Genomic DNA, 18541 nt, shown 5'->3' with positions numbered 1-18541 from the left:
CATCAGAGGGGCATGGGCTCCAACCCGCGTGCGACAAGAATGCGGTTGATGTCCTGGCGCTGCTTCTTGGCTGCCTCCTCGACCCTCGCCCTGATCGGCCGGGGTGCCGGACCACTGCCGCGCCGGTTCTGGAGCGCCTTGTGGTCCGCCGCCACCGCTTCGGCGGTGCGCCGCACGGCACCCTTGGCCAGCAGGTCGAAGGCTCTTCGGGCATGCTTCGGGGAGTCGCCCGCACCGACCCGCCCGGTCTGCTCTCCCTGTTGGGCACGGGAGCGGAACTTCTTCAACAATGACGCGTCGGAGCCCAGCTCCACAGGCTTGGTCGTCTTGAAGTACGCCCCTCCGTGCTCCTTGCTGTACGTCTTTCCGTGCGCCGCGGTCCGGTAGATGAGGATCGTGTGCATGGCGTCGTACTCTTCGGGCCTGACCTTGAACGTCGCCTTGTCGGTGCCCGGCGGGTAGTGCACGGTGAGCAGGGAGTCGACGAAACTGCGCGGGATCACGTGCTCCGACTCCAGCTCCCAGAGCTGGGCGTAGCGAGCCTCTTTGGCTGCCGGCCTGAAGCGCTGCGTCTGGGCCTGATGCGGGGCCACCTCACCGAGATTCGGGGGGTCTCCCTTGCCCTCGATCAGCAGACCGAGCTCCTTGATCTGCTGGATCATCCTGCCGATGAGTACCGTACGGGCCTCCTTAGGCGCCGTGGACGACAGGGCGAGGTACTTCTTGTGGAGAGCGTCCAGTCCTTCCAGGTCTCCGACGGGCTTCGGCTTCTTCGACGCGGCCATGAGCCGGCCCGTCGGGTCGGTGAAGATCTCGTGGTCCTCACCCATGAGATCGAAGTGCACGTCGATCGCACCGGGCTTCTCACCGGACTTCGCCGCGGGCTCACCGGGGCGGGCTTCCGTCCCGGCGACGCCGAGGGCCTGGAGCGCGGATGCGCCGACCCTCATCGCCTGGGTGAAGAGCCATTCCAGTGCCTCGTCGACGAGCTTCCGCACCTGGCGGATGATGCCCACGATGGCCTCGGGCACGTTGCCGATGCCGACCTGCGCGGCGAGGAAGCCGATCGCGACGGGAACGGCGTTGGCCAGGCCCTTCTCGATCATCTGGGCACCGGGGTCGATCCGGCCGGCCGCGACCTCCGCGAACGTGGTCACGTACTGGTCCACGATCTCCAGGATGTCCCGCAGGTACTCGATGGCCGATTGCACGGCGCGGAAGAAGGCGATGAAGCTGTTGACGACGGCCATGACGCCGGTCGGGTCCAGCATGGACAGGAGCTTGGCGACGACACCCTCGATGATCTCGCGCGTGATCCAGTCCCGGGCCATGCCCAGCACGGTGTCCCACAGGTTGCTCAGCTGACCGGAGAGGAATTCGGCGATCGCCGGCGCACCGCGTGTCTGGACCTCGGCGACGAACGCCCAGGCCCCGGTCAGCCCGCCCGCCGCATTCCTGAGTGCGGCCGCCCGCTCGGGGCCGATGTGCTTGCCGAGCTTCTGCCACAGCGTCTCGACACTGACCCCGAGGACCTCGAAGACAAGGCCCAGGACGGACTTGAGGCTGAGCTCGGCCGGGATGGTGATGCCGAGTTTGCCCAGCCCCCGGAACAGCCACTTCACCAGGCCCTGGACGAGGTAGGTGCCGATGCGGTCGAAGAAGTGCATGAACCCGGTCTTCAGCGCCTCCAGCATGCGCAGCAGGAAGGCCACCGGGTCACGTTTGATGTCCGCTACCGCACGCTTGACGTTGGCGAGGATGCGGGCGAGCAGATCGGTCGGAAAGTTCATCAGCTTGAGGACGAGACCGATGACGACCTCGACGACGACGGCGACGAACTGGACGATGCGCCCCAGCGGTTCGCCGAACTTGGCCGTCACCTTGACGAACGCCCCGATCGGGTCGAGCAGGTCCTGGAGCTGGAGTGCGTCCCACACTCCGCGGAAGGTCGACGTGATCATCTCGGTGGAGATGCCGAGGCGTCCCATCTCGCTCTCGATGCGGGCTGCGGCCTCCGTGACGACTCCGGAGGCGGCGAGCTGCTCGTACGTGGCCTCGCCGTCCGGCAGCAGGGTGATGAACCCCTGGATGAGGTTCTGGGCGTTGCGTTCGACCGGCTCGCCGGTGATGGGGTTCCTGCCCAGGATCACCGTCAGCAGGTGGAAGCCGGGGATCTTGTGGGCGTACTGCGAGAGCCACCCCAGCAGCGCGTCCTTGACGAGCGAGAGCACCTTACCGATGACGGTCCCCGCGAAGTTCCCGATCCGGCCGGCGAGGGCGAAGGCCCGGTCGGTCAGGGACTTCAGATTGCCCATCAGATCAGGCAGGTTCTGCGGCTGGATCGTGGCCCAGGCGTCCCGGAAGAGCGCTCGCAGTTCGCCGAGGATTCCCGTGAACGCCGCCGCCTGGGCGTCGAGCCACTCCGCCGTCTTCTGCAGCGTCCCGCGCTCCTTCATCTGGGCGAGGGCGGACTCCTTGCCGATCAGGCGTAGGAAGTCCTCGAGGACTTCAACCGTCGTGGCCTCGACGGGCCGGTCGCGCAACGGGTCGTAGCGCAGCACCTTCTTGGCAAGCTCCCAGACCGGCTTGAACTGCGGTGTATCCAGGAGGGGTTCGACGATGGCCGCGGCAGCAGTCCGGATGAGAGCGATGACGCGCGCGGCGACGGCGCCGACGAACGCCCTGATGTCGGCCAGGACGGCTCCGACGTGCTTGCGGACGACGGCGAGCATGACCTCGGTGCTCTGCCCGAGGTGGATCTCGTCCCATGCCTGAGCGAGTTCCCGCGAGAGGCGGGCGGCGGTGAGGTTGTGCTGCGCCAGACCCTCGGTCAGCAGGGAGAAGACTTCGCCGATGACGCCCGCCGCCTTGATCACCTCGCCGGCGACGGGCCCGAAGGGACCGAAGGCGAGGAGTTGTGCGACGAGTTGGCCGCGGTCGAGATTGACGGGCGCTCCGGACAGCAGGTCCTTGCCGGAGATCAGGGTCAGAGCGGTGTAGCCCGGCAGGGCCCGCACGGGGGCGGCCAGCGAGCCGAGGAAATCGGGGAGCGGCGCGGCGGAGGCCATCTGACGCATGACGGTGGCGCGGGCGGCGGTGTGCTCCTGTTGCTGGGCCGCGTGGGCGGCTTCGTGCGCCATCAGCCGCAGGTCGTAGGGGGATTCGTGGCGGCCGAGGTAGATCGACGTGCCGGCAGTGAAGGCCCGCGCCCCGATCGCGGCTGCGGCTGCTGCGGCCTGGGGTCCGGTGTGGACGCGTACGGCGCCGAGGTCCGTGCCGAGATGCGGTTCGATGCGGGAGCGGAGGTCGGGGGCGAGGGGGCGGCCATGGCCGCCGCCGTCGACGACCTGCCGCACCCCTGCCGGGACGGCTCCTCCGCCGGGGACGTGGTCCGCCACGCTCGGCATGCGGAGCACGTCGGCGGGGCGGGGCGGTCCGGCGGAGAAGCCAACCTGCGCACGAGCCGCAATCCGCGTGGCCACGGCGTCGGCTTGGCGCTCGCAGGCGTCACCGGGCGCGCTCAGCCGCAACGCGGGCGTGAGCGGCTGCGGTTGATGGGGGCGTGCCGGGAGGCGCGCGATGTCGTGGACCCCGCATGCGCCGACGGCGACCGTGCCAGCGCCCTTCGACTGGTCCTGTGCGGGCTTCTTGGGCTTCTGGCTGCGGCGGGCGGCCGACGTGCGGGCGGTCACGGGGACGCGTACTCCGCCAGCCAGAACCAGTGCTCGAAGCGGCCGCCGGTTACGAGGTCGTCAGTGGGGTTGTCCGGGCTGATCCCGTACACCGTGCGCGCACCGGCGAGGCTCGCGTTGGCGTGCCCGTTCAGATGCAGATTGCCGGTCTTAGACATGATGGCCCAGCCATCGATCTGGAAAAGCCCGAGCATCTTATAGGTGCCGATGTAGTATTGGGCGATATCTTCTTTGAGCCTCTGCCAAGCAAATTGCTCAGGCCTCCACTTGATCTTCCTCTCGTCGTTCTCATCAACATCCAAATCCGCCTTGATCGTCACCGGCATGTACCCCCAATGCAGATCCTGGCTGGGATACGGAATATTCAGGACGACGCGCACGACAGGCTTGTACCTATCAGTGGCACCTTGAAAGCGCATGACGCTGTGCCGCGCAACCTCGGTGTTCAGCACGACGGTGATGCCAGCCCCCAATTGCTCCAGGGTGATGTCGTGATCATTCCTGAGCTTCTTATCCAACGAGCCGGTGAAGTGGATGTCCGTGACGTGCATGCCCTGCTGGTACGCGAACGAGACCCCCGGCTGCGCCGTCACGGTGATCGGCGCCCGTGTCGTTCCGACCTCCTGTCGTAGCGTCAGAGTGTCAGTCGCCGCCCCCGTGAAGGTGGGCTGCCACCAGAACGCGGCCCCGCCGTCGAGCTCGGTCTCTGCGACGTCCGACTTGAGTCCGCCGTCCAGCGTTGCGGGTCGGGTCTCATTGGGGATGACCCGCTTGACGAACCCGCCGGACGAGGCGGTCGCGCGGACCTTCTCCCCCTGGACCGGACCGCACGGGGAGTCCACGATGACCCGGATCTGCTGGGGCAGCACCTTCTCCCCCGTCGGCAGATACTGGCCGTCGCCGCCGCGCAGACGCAGCTCCCTACTGCCGACCAGCCACTCCAGTGCCTTCTGAACCGTCTGCGAGTTGCTGAAGTTCGTACATCCGGTCGGCGCCGTCCAGCCGATGTCCGCCGCCTTGCTCATCCGGCCGGTCACCACGACCTTGACGTCGGTGCCCTCACTCGCACTGTCCAGGCGTTGGACTTCGAGTGTCTGTGCGCTCGGGCCGTTGGCGGCGAGGGTCCACCACACCTGGGCAACACCGTCGTCCCCCGTGAAGATCGGCTTGTCCGCGGGGTGGGCCGTGACGGCGTCCTGCTGGCGAATGACGCCTCCGTGGGGGGTGAAGAGCACGGGGACACCCTTCACGGGCACATCGCCATTCCGCACCACCACCCGGATCGCGTGCGGCAGTTCCTTGTCCGGCAGTGCTTCCTGGCCGTCGCCGCCGACGAGGTTCAGTGTCGTCTGCTGGGTCAGGGATGGCGCGATGCTGCGGCAGTCCGACTCCAGCGTCCACTGGGCGACGCCGCCGACCGTCTTGCGCTCCAGCATCGCCAGTGGAGCAGCGTGGACCTGCGGTCCATCCGGTTTCCGGGGTGTGCCCGCCGCGTCGATGCCAACAGGCAGCAACGTGCCCGCCTCGTCCGCCAGTCCAAAGGCGAGCCGGGCGGAGCGGGCCGTGATCAGCCAGTAGTCGCCGGTCCGCATTTTCGCGACGTCCTTGAACGTGACGCAGATTCCGCCCTCGAGGTCGGTGGGCGTGTTCTCGACGGCGGGCAGCGGCGCGCTCTCCCAGCGGCGGACGATGGGCGTCGATCCCAGGGCCGTGAGGTCGGTGCCCCCGTCGAGCCAGGCCACGGGGATGCGTCGCCCGTCGGGTTGGACCGCCTTCGCCAGTTTTCCGCGCCTGCCTCGTAGTTGCCACGCGGTGCTGGTGATCTCGACCACGTCCCCGTGGGCGATGGACAGCGTCTCGTCCCGGCCTTCTCTGTCCACGCTCAGCACGGCTTTGCCGGCCGGCATCCCCGTCGTGTCGATCTCACGCAGCAGGGCGGTGACACTCCCGTTCTCCCTCGACCAGAGAAAGGATGCGCTCGCGCCCGCTTGATGGACCTGCACCCGGTAGAGCTGGTTGTCCAGTCGTGTGTACCGGGCCTCCGAAGTGAGGGCACAGGGATCATCGGCCACGGTCCCGGCCTTCAGAGCGGGGATCATGGTGCTTTGCTCCGGCACCTTCCAGCCGAGCTCCCGCAGATCGCGGCAGGTCGTGCTCGGATTGTACGCGCGCGCCCACTTCACCTGCCAGATCGTGCGAGCTCTGGTGGTGGTGTCCGGGCCGCCGAGAGCGGGCTCCCTCAGGGTCGGTGCCTCGTCCATCGTGACGTGATGCGTGCGCACCTCCACGTAGAGAGCGTAGCGCCCGTCCTCGGCGGGCTCATCCAGCCCGGGATCGTCGTCGCCGATGGCCGGCAGGTCGGGCTGGTCCCCAAGCGTGATGCCGCCCGTTCTCTCGTGGGCCTCGATCAGCACGCCGTCGACGTACATACGCCCGTTCGTGACCCGCAGGTCCGCCCAGCGTGTGCCCGCCGGGTCCTTGCCTTCCTTGTCGGTGATCCGGAAGGAGTCCTCGATCTCCATCGGCACGCCGGCGCGGCCGAAGGCGTCACGTGCTCGGGTCTCGTCGTGGTGGGCGGTGATCTGGGCTTGTTCGTTCCAGTCCGCGTCCAGCAGGACCCGCCCCTGCTGGAGCAGTACGGAGCGGAACCGCGCCCTCGAGTCGAAGGTCCAGCGACTGAAGTCACCCTGCATGGTCAGCTCCCACAGATTCCGAGGTCCAGTTGGACGGGCAGATAAGGCGTGAGTCCCCGTTCCACGGCGGCCAGCCGGAGGGGGCGCCCGAGGTGCTGATGGACCCCCATCTCGGCGCCGTTCTCCGCGCCGTTGCGGATCGGTTCGGGACAGTCGCGGGACAGTGCGAGATACATGGGCGAGCCTGGGGTCACGGATGCGTACTGCGGCTCGGGGGCGGCACCATGTGCGTCCGTAGGTACGCACTGGTGTCGCCGCGGGGTGCGGGACCCGGGGCCGGTATAGCTGAACCGCACGCAGCCGGTCTGCCGGTCGCTGACCGTCACTCTGCCGTCGAGAATACAGCTGGCGGCGTCCAGCGATCGGACCGTCACGTCCCCGCGGACCGTGCACCCTTCGAACGCCCCGTGGGCTTCCACCGCGGTCACATTCCCGTCGATCACGCAGTCGCTCGCGCACAACAGGGTTACCGGGGCGTCGAGTTCGACGCCCCCCAGCACGCTGCGGAGCATGTTGATCCTCAGCTCACCGTTGTTGCCGTCCGGTCCCTCCTCGACGCGAAGCCGACCCGTGAGGGTGCAGTGGCTGAGCGTCAGGGCGTCGAGCCGGCCGGTGGCGACGATGAGGTCCCCCTCGATCGTCAGTCCGTCAATGAGGACGCCGGCTCCCTCGCCGCCCGCGGCAGTCAGCGTGCCGCGCACATGCGGACGCAGGCCGTCGGGTACGTATCCGACAGTCTCGGCGACCTGGAGACTCATCGCGCCCGGGGTGTGCTCGCCCGGCCACTGCGCGGCCACGAGGAAGAGCCGCGTACGGTCGGGCAGCCTGACGCCCATGGCCGACTCCTGATAGGTGGCGTTGTCGGTGATCGACACCACGTATCCGGCACCTGGACGTTCGTCCTGCGACAGGTCCTCCAGGACGGTCCTGGCGCGGATGAGTGCTGCCCCGACCGTCGCCGCGGGCATCGCCGGTCCCGCCGCTCCGGCTCCCACGGAGGACCCGTCCACGATCCGATTCACACCACCGCCCGCGGGCGGACAGCCGGTCAGGGCGAGGGCCCGCTCGTGCGCCGCGCTCCGGTCGTGACCGCCGGCACCGACGTCGCAGAGCGCCCCGTAGGCGTAGCGGACGAAGACGTCCGCGGGATCGTCCGCCTCGCAGCCCCGGTAGCAGGTGAGCGTACCGTCGACCGGGTCCACGACCACCTGCCGCTCTTGGTCCGGCGCGAGGGGTTCGAGCCCGCGGACGCGGATCGCATGTGGCGGGAGAGCTGTGTCCGCGCCGAGGCGGACGCCGAGCGGCAGAAGCACCGGGTTGGGGTACCTCGCCCGTGCTGTCTCCAGCAGCCGGTGCAGTCGTCGGGGACGCAGAGGAAGGGGCAGTTCCGCCTCTCCGTTCCGCGCCGCGGAGCTCTCCAGGCGTTCGTCGCCCGGTGGAGGTTCGAAGAGTGGCGACAGCCGGCCGAGCGGGTCGAAGGTCCAGCCGCCGCCCGCCTCTCTGTGCCGTGCCCTGGACCAGCCGTCGGCCGTCCCTGTGGCGCCCGGTGCTGCGCCCAGCCGGCCGATCTCGTGCACTTGGAGCGGGTAGAGGAAGACGCCCACGGCAGGAATGCCGTACCGCCCTCGTCCCGACGTAATGCGGCGCACGTCCGCCGTGTGGGTGAGGGGATCGAGGCCGGGCATCAGCGAGCGGACGCCCGCGAGGTCGAGACCGCAGAGTTCGGCGCGAGTGGCGTCGCGTACGGACGCCGTGGCCGGCCGGTCCGTATGGACGTGGTTGGTGTGCGTGGTCGTGACCAGGAGGCGATTGAACTCGACGGCCCGCGCGGGCCACCCGGTGATGTCCTGGGCGACCTGCTCCAGTACGCCTACCGTCCCCTTGCGTCTGCGGTAGGTCACCGTGTTCGCTACGAGGGCGCGCGGCCCGGCGGGCAGCCCGAGGCCGGTGGGCAGGTCGTCGAGTCCGATGAGGTCGGCCAGGTAGGGCAGGGTCCAGTCGGCACACGTCTCGACAAACCAGGCGTCGTAGAGGTCCTCAAGATCGGCTTCCAAGAGGGTGAGCTCACCCGCCACGGCGTCGAGCATCCGGTCGAGAAAACCGCCCGACTCGGCGTCACGGGCGAGGAGATGGGAGGGGAGTCGGCTCCGTAGAAGCTCCAGCGACTGTGCCCGGACGGCCGGTTCGGTGGTGCTCACTGCATCTCTCCGATCTCGATCCGGTCCGGGGCCACGGTCAGGAGCTGCGCGGCACTCGGCCGTGGAGCCCCGGGGAGCCACCGCGCGGGGGCGGCGGTGAGCACCGGCACGTTCGTTCCTGTGACCGAAGCGAGCGTTAGCCGGGGCATGGTGCAGGCGAGCACGCCCGGGGTGCGGCGGATGGTCAACAACGTGCCGGCCGGCGTGACCGGTTCGGTGAACCCGCGGGCGGCGGGCGCGTACGTCTCCTTCAGGGCGGCGAGCACGGCCGCGTGGACCGCGGCCTGGTCGTACGCGGGATCGTGCCTCAGCTCCACGGCGAGACCGAACAAGACCTTCTCCCCCGCCAAGACCTCCAGCCCAGTGGCAGGGTCACGGGCCGCTTCCAGGGAGCGCCGCAGATCCACGAGCAGCCCGCTCGAAGCGCTGTCGCCCACCGCGGGGATGACGCTGATCACGACGGTGGTCGACGCCCCGCTCCACACGGCATCGGCTCGGGCCTTGCCCACGCCCGCATATCCGACGGCGAAGTCCTCGTGGTCGGCGACTGATACGGCCCGGTCGAGGGCCCTGGCCCGCTGCGGGGCGTTGCGGCGGGCGTCGGCCGGCCCTTCGGGCGGCGCCCAGTCGCGGGTGGCCTCGGGGTTGGTCACGGACCTGATCCCGAGCGGGCGGCGGGTGAGCAGACTGAGACGCCCCGCGTCGACCGCGCCTTCCGCGCCGATGCCGACGCGGTAGGTGGCGGTGATGTTCTCCACCCCGGAGGCCGGGCGAGCACCGTGGATCCCGTCGCCCAGCAGCAGGGAGCCCCCGCCATCCTCCTGCGTGCGCAGGGTGTAGACCCGGTCCGTACCGGCGGCTGTGTCGAGGGCGGGGGTCTGTGACCAGACCACCCCGTCGACCCTGAGTTCCAGGGCAGGGTGTGCGCCGGTGGCACTCTGAGCGCGTACGTGGGTCAGGGGGCCGCGCCGGGTCCGGAACTGTGGGAAGGGCAGGCGGCCGTCGCCGCTGCCGAGGACCTCCCGGACGGTCTCACCGTGGGTCGCGCCGACGACGTTGGCGAGCACGCGCAGGGACCGGGGGTCCAGCTTGGGCGTTGCGCCGTCGAGCGTGACTCTCATGGCAGGCTCGGCCTCGGGGGGCACGTCCGTCGCCGGGGTGCAGTCGACGACGACCGCACGGAAGCACTCGGACGGCGGTTCCAGGTCGGCGGCACCGACGCCCGCTCCGGTGGGGGCCGCGCCGTGCGGATGCCCCGTGACCAGGACGGTCCGGCCGACCGGAAGCAGCGGCTCCGTCCGGGCCAGCAGCAGTTCGGTGGTCTGGACGGCGTCGGTCGGTGGTGCGATACGAGCCGGCAGGGGGCGGGACGCGCAGAGTACCAACGTCCGGCGCCGGTCGTACTTGTCCAGCCGGGTCTTCCTGTCCAGCCTTACCCGAGTGAGACGTCCGCTGAGTGCGTAGCGAGCCTCACCGCCCGGCTCCACACCCATCACGCGATACAGGTCGCGGCTGCTGTGGCTCTCCAGCAACAACCAGGACGTGGTGGCCACCTTGTCCCCGCTGCCTGCGAGAAGGCCGGCGTGGTCGCCGTCCAGCTCGATTCGCCCCTGCTCAGCCGGCTGATCGGGAGCGAGTGCGTCAGCATGCTTCCAGGTCACGGAGATTTCCTGATCTGGATGGTCCGGATCGAAGTCCTTGCAGCCCACCGAGCCGGGAGGAGACGGGCGGCCGGGGACGCACAGCAGGCCGGGGTCGGACGCGTTCCAGCCGAAGAGGGAGGCCCGTTCGTCGAACACGAAAACCTCGACCTCTTCCTGGGCCACGGTGAGGGGATCCTCCCTCTTGCCCAGCCCGGGGTTCACTGTCAGCCGCGTCCATCCCTCGTGCCCGTCGGGGGCCTCGGTCACGGACTCGATGACGCGGTAGCTCCAGCGCTTGTTCTCGGGGTCCTGCAGCCGTTCCCGGCCGACAACGAGCAGACCGGCGCCGGGGCGGACTCCGGTCGCCCCGCTGCGGACCCAGATGGCGGTGGTCCCCGGGCGCATTCGCTGGGCGACAGTAGGAGCGAGCGGTACGGAGTTCCAACAGGCGAGAGCCCGGAGGTCCGCGTCGGTCTCGAAGGTCTGCGGAAGTTGGCCGGCGGCGGGCACCGACTGGACGGGGGTGCCGGCGGGAACGTCCGCTGAGGCAGGGGCTCCCGGCAGGTCCTCGACCGTGAAGGCGAGATCGGCTGTGGCAGAGACTCCGGGACGCAGTTCGTGACCGAGGGCGCGGGCGAGTTCCCGGACTGACTCCAGTTCGGTGGCGGTGCGCAGGAAGCCCTCGTTGGCGATCCGCTCCGTGTAGAAGGAGACCACATCGGCGACGTACGCCCAGCTGTCGAGAAGGGCGCTCGCGGCGTCGTCAGCCGGGAGCGGGGCGCCACCCGCGGCAAGTGCGGCCCGCATGCGTCCGAGGGAGTCGCCATGGGGTGCAATGCGCCACGCGAGTGCGGTCCGCCGGGGCAGGTTGTGCACCTTGGGCGCCACCTGCTCGGAGGCGTCGCAGCCGCAGCCCTCGCGGCATCCGCAGAGTCGGTTCATCGGGCGCCTCGGATCCGGCAGACGATCCGCCCGTTCTCCGGATTGCTCGGGTCGCTGTCTGCCAGCAGCACCTCGCCGACGGCGGCGTCGATGCGGCCTCGCCGTACCTCGTCGTAGGGCGCGACGCCCATCCGGCGGAAGCGCAGGCCCTTCGGGTCGTCCGCGTCGTCGCCCACGTCGACCCGGGCGACGCCTGGCGCCGCCATCGCCGTGGCGACGACGTCGGACAGGAACAGGGGTGTGCCGAAAGTGAAGTTGTCGGGATGGAAGAAGCCGCGGCTGCCGTCGGGCAGCCGGCCCGCCGAGAACGCCCGGGTGAGCGAGGCGGCGACGTCGGCGCGCCGGTGGCCGGGGAGGATGCACACGTCCATGACGATCTCCAGCGGTACGTAGGTCGGTTGCGTCACCTCCACTTCGGCCCCGGCCATCCGGTGGGTCTCCAGCAGCTCCGCGATCTCGACCGGCATGGAACGGTCGTCCGCGAACGCCGCCAGAGGATCCAGGATCACCTCCTGCGCGTACCAGGAGCCCGTCCAGCGCCGACGGCCCACGGCGCGCTGCACACCTGGGTGGCGCATGGCCACGTCGGCGTAGTCGGCGGAGGTGACGGCCCGGAGCGGGGAGCGGAAGGCGTGGGGGGCGAGCGCGCGGACCTCGGCCAGGCTCTCCGGGTCGGCGCCGCCGGCAGCCGGCAGCGGATTGGTGACGGTGACTCCGGCCGGCACGGTGGCGGAGCCAGGGAGAGGAAGAAGGGTTCCCAGAGTGTCTGGCCCGGTGTTGCCGACGGCGCCTCCGCCGATCCGGTACGTGACAACGAGGTCGCTGCCGGGCGCCGGCCTGCGGTCGGACGCGCCGTCGCCGAACCGGAGCCGGACCGTGCCGTCGTCGTCGGTCTCGACGGCGAACGTCGCGGCGAGCCGATCCCCGGGCAGGCGCTCCGCTGCCGGTCGCCACATGCGCAGCCCGTCGTGGACCTGGACCTGCGCCAGGGCGCGGTGGGCGTCGGGCCGCAGTGCGAAAGTGGCGCTGCGGTGCGCCGTCGGTGCGGGTTGGGCCCACGCCAGTCCGGTTCTCGGCAGTCGCGGACGGTTTCGACTGCCCGGCCGGAACGGGCCGAGCGACTCGCCGACGAGAGTGCCGCCGTGGTCGGCGAGGACGATGTTGGCGCGGGCCTCGGCGACGGGGACCGGCAGTCCGCGGGGGTCCCGCTCGTCCTCCGTCACCTGGAGCGGGGCGCGCAGGGCGTCCTCGCCGGCCCAGTGGATCTCCAGCACCTTGTGGCCGGGGTTGAGGGGGTCGTGGTGGAGGATGGGATCACGATCCAGCACGATGGCGTGCGGCCGTGCCGCGGCCGCGGTCCGCCTGCCCTGCCCTGCCGGTCCCAGAATCAAGACGTCCCCGGCCTCCAACTCTGGAGGCTCGGAGTCCGGGTGGACGAGGAAAGCGGACGTGGCGCCTGGCGCCAGGCAGTGCCACTGTGCTCCCCAGGAGTACAGGGCGATCCGGTTGCGCGCCTTGGTCAGCCTGGCTTCGGCGCAGGTCTCGAAGACGAGCGCTCCGGACTCCAGCGCCTCTCGGACAGTCTGGACCGCGGCCGTTCCGTCGGCGGACTGGGTGACGGGCGTGCGCTCGCGTAGCTTCACGACCGACGCGGCCACGCCGTCGGTCTCGAACGCCAGCCAAACACGGGCGCTGACGCTCTCCCGCACCCGGTACCCCAGCAGCCGCGCATGGCGCCGCACGGAGGTGCGCCGACGTGCCGTGCCCAGGTACGCCTCGGCGGCGACCCCGTCCTGCCAGACGGCCAGCCGGTCCCCGAGCGCAGCGAACAGTTCGACGAGGGTAACGACGGGATCGGCCGGACTGTGGTCGGTCCATCCGGGGATCAGGGCGCCGAGCCGGTCCATCAGTCGGCCGCGCAGGGCGTCGTAATCTCGAGCGAGGTAGTCCAGGACCGGGGAAGCGCCGAGTGCGGGCGGGCCGGCAGTGGCTGCGGGAGCACAGTCGAGTTCGGACGGGCAGTCGACGGTGAAGGTGAACGCCGCGCGGGACAGCAGGGGGTCGAAATCGGGCAGCGTGGTCCGCCCGTCCGCTTCGGTCAGCGCGAGGACGTAGGTGGACCAGTCGCCGCTGGAGGAGGTACGGACGACAAGCACACGGTCCAGCACGTCCTCGGCGGTGGCGTGGGTGACAAGTCGCCGGACGGCCCCGTCGACCCCGGGCAGTGGCGCACCGCTCAGGACGGCCTCGGCGGTGTGGGCCCACTCGACCCGTACCGGGTTGATCCGGGGATCCGGACGGACGCCGCCAAGGACACGTACCGTCCCGGCGTGCAGGACCCCGGCTTCGACCGATTCGAGCAGGCGTACCAGCAGGGTCTGCCTGCTGGGCACTTCGGGCACGTGGCCGGGCGTGCCCGGCGCGTTGGTCAGCACCTCGACTGTGTCGATGCCGTTGGGCCTGGAGTCGGTCTGCTGACGCACCAGGGCGCGCCTCGCCTCGCGGTCGACGGTGCCGGCAAGGACGTCCGCCAGGGCTTCGGGCGACGGGCTCACTGCGCGCTCCCAAGCACTCCGCCGACCGTCATCGTCCGGGGCGCGCCGACGACGGCGCCCGCCCGCAGCGGCGCGTAGACCACGGTGACCTCCACAGCGGACTCCTCTGCCCGGACGCGGACGTCCTCGACCCTGATCAGGTCTCCCAGCCACTGCTGGAGGCTGCCTTGCACGAGGGAGCGGGTGACGCCGGCGAGTTCGTCCCCGGCCGGTGCGAAGACGAGGGCGTGGACGCCGCTGCCGAAGTCGGGCCGGTTGATTCGCTCCCCCGGCCGGGTGAAGAGCACCGCCTCCACGAGCCCGCGCAGGTAGGCGTCCTCATCGGAACGCCGGAGCCGCCCGCGGCGGTCCAGTCGCAGGGGGAAAGCAAGGTGTGCCGCCTGGCCTCCGGTCATGTGAGCCTCACTCGGTGCTGGGCGGCGGCAACGATCAATGGCACGCCGGTCGGCACGCAGGTTGCGAAGCCGCCCTGGATGACCAGGGGACGGCCCATGGACGTCACGCGGACGCTCCCGACGGACCATGACGCGGTGGCGCAGGGTCCGCCGGAGACGGGCGGGAAGGGGCAGCCGAGCAACGCCCAGGGCGCGCCCGTGGTGACGGCCGGAGCGCCGGCCAGCCGTACCCGGGGGCTCGTCTCGGTGGGCTGTGCCGCGCCACCGTGGACACAACGCACAGCGGCTCCGACCTGCACCGCGACACCGGGCATCAGATCACCTCCAGTGCGCCGTTGTTGACGGAGACCGAGGCTGGGGTCAGTTTCACGCTGGAGGTGCCGATCGAGAACTCGATGCCCGCGGAGGTGCAGGCGATCTTCATGGGTACGGCCGCGGCCGGGGCACCGACCTCGACTGTCAGTCCGCCCACGCCCGGCAGATCGCTGAGGGTGATCGTGACGGAGTCCGTCTTCCAGACCTTCACGGCGGGGAGGGCGGGCGTGGGCGCGCGTTGCATCGTCGCCCAGGTCGCCCCGGCGAGGATCGGGTACTGAGGGTTGCCCTGCTCGAACTCCACCCAGACCGAGGCGCCCATCGGGGGAACGGCATAGAACCCCACACCGGGTCCGGCGTACGGAACGCAAGCCTCGGCCCAGGACAGCCTGCCGTCTCCGAGGGCGGCCGGGACGGAGACCTGGACCCGGCCGCGTCCCTGCGGATCGAGGTTCTGGACCACGGTCCCCCGGTACTTCCCGTAGTAACGGGTCTCGTTCTCCATCAGATGACCCCGCCCACCGGCAGCACCGGCGCCAGCGCGCCGTGGCCGTCCCTGGCCAGGACGAAGGACGCCTGGTAGCCGCCGATCGTCAGTTCGTGCCGGACCTCGCGCACGTACCACAACCCGTCGTGGGACCAGCCGGCGCCGCGTACGCCGACCAGGGCACGGGGACGGAGGACGGCGCCGTACCGGACGCCGTCGAGCCGCCCTTCCGCGATCACAGCGTCGAGGGACCGGTCGACCTCCGCGCTAGCCTCTGCATAGGCGGCGACGGTACTGCTGGTCGCCCCGCGCAGACGGCGGACCCTGGTCTGTCCGAGGTTGGCGGCGGCGAACGGGACGGCGGCCAGGGGCCGGCGTACACCGACGGGCACCACCACCGGTACCGCGAGTCCGGTCTGACGATCCATCACCTTGCCCTGGATGGCGACCGGGCCAAGGGCTTCGGTACGGAAGTGGATCTCAGTGACGTTGGTCTGCGGACCCAGGTCGACCGAGAGCGCGGGCTGCGGTGGACCAGTGCGCACAGCGGGCCCCCAGTAGAAGGTGCTGGTGCCCGGCGCCGGCCCGGGCATGGCGTACGCGACGTGCCCGTGGTCGCGGGCCAGCGCGTTGAGATGGGCCAGATCGGTGCCGTGCTGTGTGGGGATCCGGTCGATGGGCAGCGGCGGATCGAGCACAGGCGGGGGAACAGCCCGGGGCAGGACGCCGCGGGCGGCGTAGGGGGCGAGAACGCGGAGCACCTGCGCGTACGCGTCCATCGCCGGATGCTCGACGTCGCGCTCCTCGCGGTCGAGCAGGTACGAGACGTCCTCCCCCGTGACGGACAGGGTCGCCGCTCCGGGACCGTCTCCGGGAGCGAGTTTCACCTCGGTGACGATCCCGTCAGAGAGGACGAACGGCACCACCCCGAGGTGGACCACGATCACGACCCGCGAGAACGCGGCCAGGGGCGGGCCGGTCAGCCCAGGCACGTCGACGGCTCCCGCAGTCGCGGACCGTCCGGCGTCGAGGGTCAGGGTGAACACCGACCGCTCGCTGTCGTTCTCGGTCACCTCCACGGACCGAACGCGGGCGGTGAGGGGTCCGGGGAGTGGTACGGGGAGGCTGGGCCCGGCGAGCACGGTCAGCCGGAGTCCGAGCGAGGCCAACGGTTCACACCTCCGGAACGGGGATGACGAGGAGGGAGCCCTCTGCGTGCGGCCCGACCAGTTCGTCGGGGTCGAGCGCACCGTTGGCATCGGCGATGAGCCAGAAGGCGGTGGGGTCCCCCAGATGACGCGCGGCGATGAGGTCCATGCGGTCCCCCGGGCCGACCTGATGGAGTGCGAGGACACGCGCCTGCCGCGGGTCGGAAAGGGGGCGCCGACGCAGGTGGCGGACCTGGCGGACGCCTCCTGCCCCGTCGGTCACGGAGGCGGTGACGATGTCGACGGCGGCGTAGCGGCTCGGTCCGGGCATGTCAGCTCGCGGCCGTGGTGAGGGTGGAGACGGCCCCGGAGACCGCCGCGGTCGTGGCCATGGCTTCCTTGAGGACCTGGTGGACGAGGAACAGGGCGTAACCGGGATCGCTCACCGGAAGGTCGTGGTACGAGAGGACCTGGGCGGAGAGTTCGACAGCGGCCCGGACCGGATTGAGTTCCGCGTCGAATGCCTGCTCGGTGATGGACAGGCTCTCCAGCCGGATGGGCACCACCCGCGCGGGTCCCCACACGAGCAGGGTCAGCGGCCCTTCCGGGGGCAGCACTCCGATGGTTCCGGCCTGCAGAAGGACGGAGTTGGCGATGACGAGGGCACTGCTCGGGTAGAGCAGCATCTCGAGCGCAGCCAACTGGGGGCCGATCCCCGTCGCCGCCGCCACGGGATCGCCGCTCTCCAGCTGGTCGGCGGCGTCCACCTCGACCGTCATGGTGACCGACTCAAGCGGTGCGCCCCAGATGCGGTGCGCATCCTCGGGTGCGGTCGGGGTCTCCTTGGGGGCGGAGCGGGGACGCACGGAACGCGTCACAGAATCCGGGTTGTACTGGAAGATCACGATTCGGGCGAGCGGATTGGCCCGCGTGACGGCCACGATGGCGCCCCGCAGAGTCCGCGGACTTCCCGGAAAGGTGCTCATGACCAAGAGGCTGCACCGCGGGCGTCACGCCGACGTCACCCGCCCGTCACACCCCTACGTCGCGTCACCCGACCACCACACGCTTCACCCTCGGAGCGAGGGTGTCGACGTCGAATATCGCGCGGCACCTCGGCATCTTCGACCCGAGCGGACAGGACGGGACGCTGCGACGGCTGCGACCCAGCAGGAAGGACGAGGATGACTGGTACGCACGGAAGGATCGACGCCCTGCAGCACAGGGGCACCTCTGGGGGCGCGTCCACTCGACGGCGCCCCGGAGGCCGGGTCCGACAGCGAGTCGCCGTCATCCTGACGGGCGAGTTCCGGCTGACCGTGGAAGGGCGGGAGACGGAGCTGCCCGGGGGCGCACAGCGGCTGGTGGCGCTGCTCGCCCTACGAGGCCGTACAGCCCGCAGCGCGCTGGCCGGCACACTGTGGCCGGAGACGGACGAGCAGCGGGCTCTGGCCCGACTGCGCACCGCGATCTGGCGGGTCAACCAGGTTGTACCACAGCTCGTCGAGAGCCTGGGCGAGCAGGTCGATCTCACCGTGCACGCCGAGATCGACATCCGGGGACAGATTGAGCGCTCGATGGGCGTGCTGGGCGGCGGAACGGTCGACGCGGCCACGTGGGCAGCAGGCGTTCCGACCCAGGACCTGCTGCCGGACTGGCATGACGAATGGCTGATCGACGATCGCGAGCGTTTGCGTCAGCTGCGGCTCCACACCCTGGAGGACATTGCCGAGCAGTTGTGCACGCAAGGTCACTACGGGCTCGCGATCGATGCCGCTCTGACTTCCCTGCGCGCCGACGCCCTGCGTGAGAGTGCACACCGGGCGGTGCTCCGGGTGCACCTCGCAGAGGGCAATATCGCCGAGGCCCGGCGGGCCTATCAGATTTGCGTGGAAACCTTCGAACGAGAACTCGGCGTCCAGCCCACGCCGGCGACAAGCGCCCTACTCGCAGCCTACCCGCCCTCAGTGGCCAAGCCGCGATCCCTACCTGCCACCGCTGCGCCCTCGGCCGGGACTCGGCCCTGGTGACAACGCCCGCGAGGTCCGGTCCAACCACGACACTGGTCCTCCAGCAGGACAGTGGACCACCGATCACGGGCGAACATGGGGAACGCGCCTCTTCGAGCGTGCCTTCGGAGGAGTTGATCCCTGATATCAAGAACTCGACGAACCGGACCGGGTCCAGCCGGCGCTCGCCCGCGCGAGGCGGCCTGGGACGTGTTCTGCCCGGAGGAGAACGAGGTCGTGAGCGGAGCATGCCCTCGCAGCGCAACCGCGCCCGCTGGTAACTTCAGCCGCTCGACATCGCCCCAGGTCAGACAGCAAAGCCCTTGTGGAGCACGAGGATTGGCACGGCCGATCACGACTGGCGTCGTCGCTGAAAGGCCCCGTACACGCGCAGTAGCGCCGTGTACGGGGCCTCAAGTCGAAACCGTCGAGTTACCGACTACAACCTTTGTCGGAACTGTGAT

Annotated in this window: 11 protein-coding genes; 1 reads left to right on the top strand and 10 read right to left on the bottom strand. The window is 70.2% G+C overall.

Features of this window, described 5'->3' with window-relative positions; all coding sequences use genetic code 11:
• Positions 1 to 2 precede the first annotated feature (2 nt).
• The 10 genes from ACZ3IJ_RS01590 to ACZ3IJ_RS01545 all read right to left on the bottom strand — a co-directional run bounded on the left by ACZ3IJ_RS01590 (position 3) and on the right by ACZ3IJ_RS01545 (position 17054).
• Positions 3 to 3692 (bottom strand): eCIS core domain-containing protein, encoded by a 3690-nt coding sequence (locus ACZ3IJ_RS01590; RefSeq protein ID WP_467465617.1) that lies wholly within the window; start codon positions 3690 to 3692, stop codon positions 3 to 5.
• Positions 3689 to 6385 carry a DUF6519 domain-containing protein gene (locus ACZ3IJ_RS01585; protein WP_467465616.1) on the bottom strand — a complete coding sequence of 899 codons (2697 nt, stop codon included), beginning with the start codon at positions 6383 to 6385 and terminating at the stop codon, positions 3689 to 3691. Before ACZ3IJ_RS01585 ends, ACZ3IJ_RS01590 begins: the two co-directional genes overlap by 4 nt.
• 2 nt (positions 6386 to 6387) lie before the next feature.
• Positions 6388 to 8583 (bottom strand): phage tail protein, encoded by a 2196-nt coding sequence (locus tag ACZ3IJ_RS01580; RefSeq protein WP_467465615.1) that lies wholly within the window; start codon positions 8581 to 8583, stop codon positions 6388 to 6390.
• Positions 8580 to 11168 carry a baseplate J/gp47 family protein gene (locus tag ACZ3IJ_RS01575; RefSeq protein ID WP_467465614.1) on the bottom strand — a complete coding sequence of 863 codons (2589 nt, stop codon included), beginning with the start codon at positions 11166 to 11168 and terminating at the stop codon, positions 8580 to 8582. The genes ACZ3IJ_RS01580 and ACZ3IJ_RS01575 overlap by 4 nt, the downstream gene beginning before the upstream one ends.
• Complete coding sequence (locus ACZ3IJ_RS01570) at positions 11165 to 13723, bottom strand: baseplate J/gp47 family protein (protein ID WP_467465613.1); 2559 nt, start codon at positions 13721 to 13723, stop codon at positions 11165 to 11167. The genes ACZ3IJ_RS01575 and ACZ3IJ_RS01570 overlap by 4 nt, the downstream gene beginning before the upstream one ends.
• Positions 13720 to 14118, bottom strand: coding sequence for a GPW/gp25 family protein (locus ACZ3IJ_RS01565; protein WP_467465612.1), 399 nt, complete (start codon positions 14116 to 14118; stop codon positions 13720 to 13722). Before ACZ3IJ_RS01565 ends, ACZ3IJ_RS01570 begins: the two co-directional genes overlap by 4 nt.
• A gap of 313 nt (positions 14119 to 14431) precedes the next feature.
• Positions 14432 to 14938 (bottom strand): phage baseplate assembly protein V, encoded by a 507-nt coding sequence (locus ACZ3IJ_RS01560; protein WP_467465611.1) that lies wholly within the window; start codon positions 14936 to 14938, stop codon positions 14432 to 14434.
• Positions 14938 to 15993 carry a hypothetical protein gene (locus ACZ3IJ_RS01555; RefSeq protein ID WP_467465610.1) on the bottom strand — a complete coding sequence of 352 codons (1056 nt, stop codon included), beginning with the start codon at positions 15991 to 15993 and terminating at the stop codon, positions 14938 to 14940. Before ACZ3IJ_RS01555 ends, ACZ3IJ_RS01560 begins: the two co-directional genes overlap by 1 nt.
• A 100-nt stretch (positions 15994 to 16093) precedes the next feature.
• Positions 16094 to 16399 carry a hypothetical protein gene (locus ACZ3IJ_RS01550; protein WP_467465609.1) on the bottom strand — a complete coding sequence of 102 codons (306 nt, stop codon included), beginning with the start codon at positions 16397 to 16399 and terminating at the stop codon, positions 16094 to 16096.
• A gap of 1 nt (position 16400) precedes the next feature.
• A complete protein-coding gene (locus ACZ3IJ_RS01545; RefSeq protein ID WP_467465608.1) occupies positions 16401 to 17054 on the bottom strand; it encodes a hypothetical protein in 654 nt (217 codons plus the stop codon).
• A gap of 378 nt (positions 17055 to 17432) precedes the next feature.
• On the opposite strand from ACZ3IJ_RS01545, the gene ACZ3IJ_RS01540 reads away from it, so the two are divergent.
• The gene (locus ACZ3IJ_RS01540) at positions 17433 to 18098 is read left to right on the top strand and encodes an AfsR/SARP family transcriptional regulator (RefSeq protein WP_467465607.1); all 666 of its coding nucleotides are present in this window, start codon (positions 17433 to 17435) and stop codon (positions 18096 to 18098) included.
• Positions 18099 to 18541: the final 443 nt, after the last annotated feature.

The organism is Streptomyces sp. NPDC013317 (assembly GCF_055563155.1).
This window is presented reverse-complemented; position numbering and strand designations above follow the sequence as displayed.